Genomic DNA, 7,240 nt, shown 5'->3' with positions numbered 1-7,240 from the left:
CCGAGATGGTGATGCCGGGCGACAACGTGACCATGGACGTCACGCTGATCGTGCCGGTGGCCATGGAGGAGAAGCTGCGCTTCGCCATCCGTGAAGGCGGCCGCACCGTCGGCGCCGGCGTCGTCGCCGCCATCAACGACTAAGCCAGAACAGCATCCTTAGCAGGGCGCGGCGGGGATACGTCCTCGCACTCCCCGCCGTCCCTCTCAAGGTTTCAGGATTATGAACGGTCAGAACATCCGCATCCGCCTCAAGGCGTTCGATCACCGCATCCTCGATGCGTCGACCAAGGAGATCGTCTCCACGGCCAAGCGCACCGGCGCGACCATCCGGGGTCCGATCCCGCTGCCGACGCATATCGCGAAGTTCACCGTGAACCGCTCGCCGCACATCGACAAGAAGTCGCGCGAGCAGTTCGAGATGCGCACGCACAAGCGAGTGCTCGATATCGTCGATCCGACGCCGCAGACCGTGGACGCGCTGATGAAGCTCGACCTCGCCGCCGGCGTGGACGTGGAGATCAAGCTCTAAGTCCCGCCGGGATTTAGAGCTTACCGTTTCATCGCGCGAGGGAGAGACCTATGCGCTCAGGCGTCATCGCACAGAAGGTCGGCATGACCCGCGTCTTCACAGACGCGGGGGAGCATGTCCCCGTCACAGTGCTTAAGATCGATCAGTGCCAGGTGGTGGCCCACCGCACCGTCGAGAAGAATGGTTACGTCGCCCTCCAGGTCGGCGTCGGCAAGGCCAAGGTGAAGAACGTGTCGGCGGCCGAGCGCGGTCGCTTCGCGGTCGCCAAGGTCGAGCCGAAGAAGAAGCTCGCCGAGTTCCGCGTGTCCGAGGACGCGCTGATCCCGGTCGGCGCCGAGATCACGGCCGACCACTTCATCCCGGGCCAGTTCGTCGACGTGACGGGCACGACCACGGGTAAGGGCTTCGCCGGCGGTATCAAGCGCTGGAACTTCGGCGGTCTGCGCGCCACCCACGGCGTGTCGATCTCGCACCGTTCGATCGGTTCGACCGGCGGCCGTCAGGACCCGGGCAAGACCTTCAAGAACAAGAAGATGCCGGGTCACCTCGGTGTCGAGCGTGTCACCACGCAGAACCTGCGCGTCGTGCGCACCGATCCCGAGCGCGGCCTGATCCTGGTCGAGGGCGCGGTTCCGGGCGTCGCCGGCGGCTGGATCCAGATCCGCGATGCGGTGAAGCGCAAGCTCCCCGCCGACGTGCCGCTGCCGGGCAAGTTCCGCGAGAACGGCGCGTCCACCGAGTCCGCCCAGACTGCCCCCGAGGCCCCTGCGGCTGAGGAGACCGCCTGATGAAGCTCGATATCACCACTCTCGACGGCGCCGGCGCCGGCTCGGTCGAGCTGAACGAGGAGATCTTCGGCCTTGAGCCGCGGGCCGACCTCCTTCAGCGCATGGTCCGCTGGCAGCTCGCCAAGCGGCGCGCCGGCACCCACGCGGTGAAGAACCGCTCGGAGGTGAACCGGACCCGCAAGAAGCTGTACAAGCAGAAGGGCACCGGCAACGCGCGTCACGGCGCTGCTTCTGCGCCGCAGTTCCGTGGCGGCGGACGCGCCTTCGGGCCGGTCGTGCGCGACCACGGCCACGACCTTCCCAAGAAGGTCCGTGCGCTCGCCCTGCGTCACGCCCTGTCGGCCAAGGCCAAGGCCTCGACCCTGATCGTCGTCGACGACATCAAGATCGAGGATCACAAGACCAAGGGTCTCATTGAGCGCTTCGGCAAGATGGGCCTCTCGAACGCGCTGATCATCGGCGGTGCCGAGGTCGACGTGAATTTCGGCCGCGCCGCGCGTGCCATCCCGCAGATCGACGTGCTTCCCGTGCAGGGGATCAACGTCTACGACATCCTGCGCCGCGATACGCTCGTCCTGACGAAGGCCGCCGTCGACGCGCTGGAGGAGCGTTTCAAATGAGTGCCGATCCGCGCCACTACGATATCATCGTCTCCCCGGTCATCACCGAGAAGGCGACGAACCTGACCGAGCAGAACAAGGTCGTCTTCCGGGTCGGCCCCAAGGCGACCAAGCCTCAGATCAAGGAGGCGGTCGAGAAGCTGTTCGACGTCAAGGTCACGGCGGTGAACACCCTCGTGACCAAGGGCAAGAAGAAGATTTTCCGCGGTCTCCGCGGGCAGCGCTCCGACGTGAAGAAGGCGATCGTGACCCTGGCCGAGGGCCACACGATCGACGTCACGACCGGGCTCTGAGGACGGGTTTTAGGGATCCAAGCCGATGGCCTTGAAGACATTCAAACCGGTCACGCCGAGCCTGCGCCAGCTCGTGCTCGTCGACCGCCGTGAGCTCTACAAGGGCAAGCCGGTGAAGGCGCTGACGGAGGGCAAGAGCTCCTCCGGCGGCCGTAACAACCTGGGCCGCATCACCGTCCGCTTCCGCGGCGGTGGGCACAAGCGCGTGCTGCGCAACGTGGACTTCAAGCGCCGCGAGCAGCCGGGCGTCGCCGCGACCGTCGAGCGGATCGAGTACGATCCGAACCGCACGGCCTTCATCGCCCTGATCAACTTCCCCGACGGGAAGCAGAGCTACATCTTGGCTCCGCAGCGCCTGCAGCCGGGTGACAAGGTGGTGACCGGCGAGAGCGTCGACATCAAGCCTGGCAATGCCGGTCCGGTCGGCTCGATGCCGGTGGGCACGATCGTCCACAACGTCGAGCTGAAGATCGGCAAGGGCGGCGCGATCGCCCGCTCGGCCGGGAACTACGCTCAGATCGTCGGACGCGACCAGGGCTACGTGACGCTGCGCCTGAACTCGGGCGAGCAGCGCCTCGTGCACGGCCAGTGCTTCGCGACCGTCGGTGCGGTGTCGAACCCGGACCACATGAACATCTCGCTCGGCAAGGCCGGGCGCAACCGGTGGCTCGGCAAGCGCCCGCATAACCGCGGCGTGGCCATGAACCCGGTGGATCACCCGCACGGCGGCGGCGAGGGCCGTACGTCGGGCGGCCGCAACCCGGTCACGCCGTGGGGCGTGCCCACCAAGGGGAAGAAGACCCGGTCCAACAAGCGGACCGACGTGTTCATCCTGTCCAGCCGCCACAACCGCAAGAAGTAATCGCTATGGCACGCTCTCTCTGGAAGGGGCCGTTCGTCGACGGCTACCTCTTCAAGAAGGCCGAAGCGGCGCGGGGCTCCTCGCGCTCAGAGGTCATCAAAATCTGGAGCCGCCGCTCCACGATCCTCCCGCAGTTCGTCGGGCTCACCTTCGGTGTGCACAACGGGCAGAAGCACATCCCGGTCTACGTCTCCGAGGAGATGGTGGGGCACAAGTTCGGCGAATTCTCGCCGACCCGCACCTTCCACGGGCACGCGGCCGACAAGAAGGCGAAGAGGCGCTGAGATGGGCAAGCAAGCCACCCCCCGCGCGCTCCCCGAGAACGAGGCCAAGGCAGTTGCGCGCATGCTGCGTGTCAGCCCGCAGAAGCTGAACCTCGTGGCGCAGATGATCCGCGGCAAGAAGGTCGACACCGCGTTGGCCGAGCTGGAGTTCTCGCGCAAGCGCATCTCGACCGAGGTCAAGAAGTGCCTCGAGAGCGCGATCGCGAATGCCGAGAACAACCACGACCTGGACGTCGACGATCTCGTCGTCACCCAGGCCTTCGTGGGCAAGGCCCTCGTGCTCAAGCGCTTCCATGCCCGCGCCCGCGGCCGTGGCGCGCGCATCCTGAAGCCCTTCTCGAACCTGACCATCGTGGTTCGCGAAGTCCGCCAGGCCGAAGCGGCTTAAGGAGGATCTCATGGGCCAGAAAGTCAATCCGATCGGTCTCCGTCTCGGTATCAACCGGACCTGGGACTCCCGCTGGTTCGCCGGCAAGGGCGAGTACGCCAAGCTGATGCACGAGGACGTCGCGATCCGCGCCGCCCTCATGAAGCAGCTGAAGCAGGCCGCCGTCTCGAAGATCGTCATCGAGCGTCCGCACCGGAAGTGCCGGGTCACCATCCACTCGGGCCGTCCGGGCGTGGTGATCGGCAAGAAGGGCGCGGATATCGAGAAGCTGCGCAAGCTCGTCGGCACGATGACCAAGGCCGACGTGACGATCAACATCGTCGAGGTGCGCAAGCCCGAGATCGACGCCACCCTGGTGGCCGACTCGATCGCCCAGCAGCTCGAGCGCCGCGTCGCCTTCCGTCGCGCCATGAAGCGCGCCGTGCAGTCGGCGATGCGTCTCGGTGCCGAGGGCATCCGCATCAACTGCTCGGGTCGTCTCGGCGGCGCCGAGATCGCCCGCCAGGAATGGTATCGTGAGGGCCGCGTCCCGCTGCACACCCTGCGTGCGGACGTGGATTACGGAACCGCGACGGCGTTCACGACCTACGGCACCTGCGGCATCAAGGTGTGGGTGTTCAAGGGCGAGATCCTTGAGCACGACCCGATGGCCCAGGACAAGAAGGCCCAGGAAGAGGGCGGCCGCTCCGGCGGACGCCGTGAGCGCGATGGCGAGGGCGGCCGCGAGCGCGGACGCCGCGAGCGCGAGCACGCGTAAGGTAGGAAGCCATGCTGCAACCGAAAAAGACTCGCTTCCGTAAGCAGTTCAAGGGCCGCATCCACGGTGCGGCCAAGGGCGGCTTCGAGCTGAACTTCGGCCAGTTCGGCCTGAAGGCGGTGGAGCCCGAGCGCGTCACCGCCCGGCAGATCGAAGCGGCCCGCCGCGCGATCACCCGCGAGATGAAGCGCCAGGGCCGCGTCTGGATCCGGGTGTTCCCAGACGTGCCGGTCTCCTCGAAGCCGACCGAAGTCCGCATGGGCTCCGGTAAGGGCGCCCCGGATTACTGGGCCGCTCGCGTCCATCCGGGCCGGATCATGTTCGAGGTCGACGGCGTCGCCGAGGACATCGCCAAGGAGGCCCTGCGCCTCGGCGCCGCCAAGCTCCCGATCCGCACGCGGGTCGTCCAACGCATCGCCGACTGAACGGAGGCTATCGTGAAGTCGACCCAGAGAGTGTCTGATCTGAAGGCGTTGTCGCCGGATCAGTTGAATGACGAGTTGCTGAACCTCAAGAAGGAGCAGTTCAACCTGCGCTTCCAGGGGGCTACCGGCCAGCTCGAGAACGTCGCCCGCGTCCGTGAGGTCCGCCGCGACATCGCCCGCGTCCGCACCCTGCAGCGTTCGAAGACGCTGCAGGCTGCCAAGAGCTGACAGGGGCTTAGGAGAACACCATGCCGAAGCGCGTCCTGCAGGGCACCGTCGTCAGCGACAAGGGCGAGAAGACCATCGTGGTGAAGGTGGAGCGTCGCTTCACGCACCCGGTGATGAAGAAGACCGTGCGCCGTTCGAAGAACTACCATGCCCATGACGAGGCGAATGTCGCCAAGGTCGGGCAGACGGTGTTCATCGAGGAGTGCCGCCCCTTCTCGAAGACCAAGACCTGGAAGCTGGTCGAGGACCAGGCTGCCGCGATCGTTGAGACCGGCGAAGCCGCCTGAGCTGTCTTCTCTCGACGGCCGCGGAGATGTCTGCGTCCGTCCGTTAGGCCAATCGGTCCTGTGCGGCGTGCCGGAGCGTGATGATTGTCACGATCTCCCGCCGCTCGTCGACCTGATAGTAGATGAGATACGGCATTCGGGGCACCGCGAAAACGCGTACCCCCGGTCGGACGCTTCGGCCCACGTATGGGTGGCGCCTGAGAAGCTCGGCCGTCTCGCGGATCGCACCCTCGACCTTGTCCGCGGCGCCGGGATTTCGCTCCCGAACGTAGTCGGCGATTTCCGTTAGGCGCCGGACCGCACGGCGTGCGTAGACGAGCTTCACGCTCTGAAACGGCGGAAGGCAGCCTCGACCTCTTCGGGCGACGCGATGTCTCCGTGAGCGATCTCGTCGAGCCCTTCCAAGACATCCTTCAGATGGTCGAGATCAATCTCGCTCGGCGCGCCAACCTGCGCCATGTCAAGCATGGCTTGTGCGATGGCATCCTGCGCCTCAGGCGGCATCCGCCGAACTGTCTCGACGGCCTTTTCCAGAAGGTCGGTCACAGTCAGCTGCATCCTCAATGACGAACGGCCCCGGCGAATGCCTCGCCGGGGCCGTTGATTGTCGTCCGCGCGCGGTCGCGCGGCAAGGGTTTGAGCTGCAGGCGGCTTAAGCCTCGCCCTCGTCGAGGTCGTCCTCGGTCGGCTTGGCGTTCTCCAAAATCTTCTCGGCGACGAGGCCGGAATTCTGGCGGATCGAGGCTTCGATCTTGGCGGCGATCTCGGGGTTGTCGCGCAAAAACCCCTTCGAGTTCTCGCGGCCCTGGCCGAGGCGCTGGCTGTTGTAGGAGAACCAGGCGCCGGATTTCTCGACGATGCCGGCCTTCACGCCGAGATCGATCAGCTCGCCGACCTTCGACACGCCCTCGCCGAACATGATGTCGAACTCGACCTGCTTGAACGGCGGCGCGACCTTGTTCTTGACGACCTTGACGCGGACCTGGTTGCCGATCGCCTCGTCCCGGTCCTTCAGGGTCGAGATCCGACGGATGTCGAGGCGCACCGAGGCGTAGAACTTCAGCGCGTTGCCGCCCGTCGTGGTCTCCGGGCTGCCGTACATCACGCCGATCTTCATCCGGATCTGGTTGATGAAGATCACCATGCAGTTCGAGCGCGAGATCGAACCGGTGAGCTTGCGCAGGGCCTGGCTCATCAGGCGGGCCTGAAGGCCGGGCTGGCTCTCGCCCATCTCGCCCTCGATCTCGGCCCGCGGGGTCAGCGCGGCGACCGAATCGACCACCAGCACGTCGATGGCGCCAGAGCGCACCAGCGTGTCGGTGATCTCGAGCGCCTGCTCGCCGGTATCGGGCTGCGAGATCAGCAGGTCGTCGAGATTGACCCCGAGCTTGCGGGCGTAGATCGGATCGAGGGCGTGCTCGGCATCCACGAAGGCGCAGACGCCGCCCTTCTTCTGGGCCTCGGCGATGGTGTGCAGGGCCAGGGTGGTCTTGCCGGACGATTCGGGCCCGTAGATCTCCACGACCCGGCCCCGGGGCAGGCCGCCGACGCCGAGGGCGATGTCGAGCCCGATCGAGCCGGTGGAGACCGTCTCGACCTCCTGCACCTTGTCGTTCTTGCCGAGCCGCATGATCGAGCCCTTGCCGAAGGCACGTTCGATCTGGGACAGGGCGGCATCGATCGCCTTGGACTTATCCTTGTCCTTGTCCGCCGGGGGCATGTCGACCACTTTCAATGCAGGCTGGGCCATCTGGCGGGCTCCTTATGAAGGGGTTGC

The 7,240-nt window shown here is 66.0% G+C and carries 14 protein-coding genes and 1 pseudogene; 12 read left to right on the top strand and 3 right to left on the bottom strand.

All coding sequences use genetic code 11. The features are described 5' to 3' along the window. The 12 genes and pseudogenes from tuf to rpsQ all read left to right on the top strand — a co-directional run. Positions 1–143, top strand: a pseudogene (tuf, locus tag MKK67_RS28680) (elongation factor Tu); the annotation flags it as partial. Between the two features lie 79 nt (positions 144–222). After that, positions 223–531 carry a 30S ribosomal protein S10 gene (rpsJ, locus tag MKK67_RS28675; RefSeq protein WP_007569268.1) on the top strand — a complete coding sequence of 103 codons (309 nt, stop codon included), beginning with the start codon at positions 223–225 and terminating at the stop codon, positions 529–531. 50 nt (positions 532–581) lie between these two features. Then, positions 582–1,319, top strand: coding sequence for a 50S ribosomal protein L3 (gene rplC, locus MKK67_RS28670; protein WP_058194332.1), 738 nt, complete (start codon positions 582–584; stop codon positions 1,317–1,319). Continuing rightward, positions 1,319–1,939 carry a 50S ribosomal protein L4 gene (rplD, locus tag MKK67_RS28665; protein WP_243971957.1) on the top strand — a complete coding sequence of 207 codons (621 nt, stop codon included), beginning with the start codon at positions 1,319–1,321 and terminating at the stop codon, positions 1,937–1,939. Before rplC ends, rplD begins: the two co-directional genes overlap by 1 nt. Then, positions 1,936–2,232, top strand: coding sequence for a 50S ribosomal protein L23 (locus MKK67_RS28660; protein WP_007569272.1), 297 nt, complete (start codon positions 1,936–1,938; stop codon positions 2,230–2,232). The genes rplD and MKK67_RS28660 overlap by 4 nt, the downstream gene beginning before the upstream one ends. 25 nt (positions 2,233–2,257) lie before the next feature. Continuing rightward, positions 2,258–3,094, top strand: a complete 837-nt coding sequence (gene rplB, locus MKK67_RS28655) for a 50S ribosomal protein L2 (RefSeq protein ID WP_243958206.1) — start codon at positions 2,258–2,260, stop codon at positions 3,092–3,094. A 5-nt stretch (positions 3,095–3,099) separates the two neighbouring features. Then, positions 3,100–3,378 (top strand): 30S ribosomal protein S19, encoded by a 279-nt coding sequence (gene rpsS, locus MKK67_RS28650; RefSeq protein ID WP_007569276.1) that lies wholly within the window; start codon positions 3,100–3,102, stop codon positions 3,376–3,378. A 1-nt stretch (position 3,379) separates the two neighbouring features. Continuing rightward, complete coding sequence (gene rplV / locus MKK67_RS28645; protein WP_243971954.1) at positions 3,380–3,766, top strand: 50S ribosomal protein L22; 387 nt, start codon at positions 3,380–3,382, stop codon at positions 3,764–3,766. A 10-nt stretch (positions 3,767–3,776) separates the two neighbouring features. Further along, positions 3,777–4,523, top strand: coding sequence for a 30S ribosomal protein S3 (gene rpsC, locus MKK67_RS28640; RefSeq protein ID WP_007569278.1), 747 nt, complete (start codon positions 3,777–3,779; stop codon positions 4,521–4,523). An 11-nt stretch (positions 4,524–4,534) separates the two neighbouring features. After that, entirely contained in the window at positions 4,535–4,948 is a 414-nt protein-coding gene (gene rplP / locus MKK67_RS28635) for a 50S ribosomal protein L16 (RefSeq protein WP_007569280.1), read from the top strand. A gap of 12 nt (positions 4,949–4,960) precedes the next feature. After that, positions 4,961–5,176, top strand: coding sequence for a 50S ribosomal protein L29 (rpmC, locus tag MKK67_RS28630; protein WP_243971952.1), 216 nt, complete (start codon positions 4,961–4,963; stop codon positions 5,174–5,176). Between the two features lie 20 nt (positions 5,177–5,196). Continuing rightward, entirely contained in the window at positions 5,197–5,463 is a 267-nt protein-coding gene (rpsQ, locus tag MKK67_RS28625; protein ID WP_243971949.1) for a 30S ribosomal protein S17, read from the top strand. A 43-nt stretch (positions 5,464–5,506) separates the two neighbouring features. Here the strand turns inward: rpsQ and MKK67_RS28620 are convergent, their stop codons facing one another. From MKK67_RS28620 to recA, 3 genes are all read right to left on the bottom strand, one after another. Continuing rightward, the gene (locus tag MKK67_RS28620; RefSeq protein WP_243971947.1) at positions 5,507–5,788 is read right to left on the bottom strand and encodes a type II toxin-antitoxin system RelE/ParE family toxin; all 282 of its coding nucleotides are present in this window, start codon (positions 5,786–5,788) and stop codon (positions 5,507–5,509) included. Further along, on the bottom strand, positions 5,785–6,009 hold the full coding sequence (locus MKK67_RS28615) for a hypothetical protein (RefSeq protein ID WP_243971945.1): 225 nt from the start codon (positions 6,007–6,009) through the stop codon (positions 5,785–5,787). The genes MKK67_RS28620 and MKK67_RS28615 overlap by 4 nt, the downstream gene beginning before the upstream one ends. Before the next feature lie 106 nt (positions 6,010–6,115). After that, positions 6,116–7,183 (bottom strand): recombinase RecA, encoded by a 1,068-nt coding sequence (recA, locus tag MKK67_RS28610; RefSeq protein WP_409568200.1) that lies wholly within the window; start codon positions 7,181–7,183, stop codon positions 6,116–6,118. Positions 7,184–7,240 lie beyond the last annotated feature (57 nt).

Origin of the sequence: Methylobacterium sp. J-072 (assembly GCF_022829425.1) — a bacterium.
Lineage (GTDB): Bacteria > Pseudomonadota > Alphaproteobacteria > Rhizobiales > Beijerinckiaceae > Methylobacterium.
The sequence above is the reverse complement of the archived record's forward strand: the minus strand, read 5'-3'. Positions and strand labels throughout refer to the sequence as shown.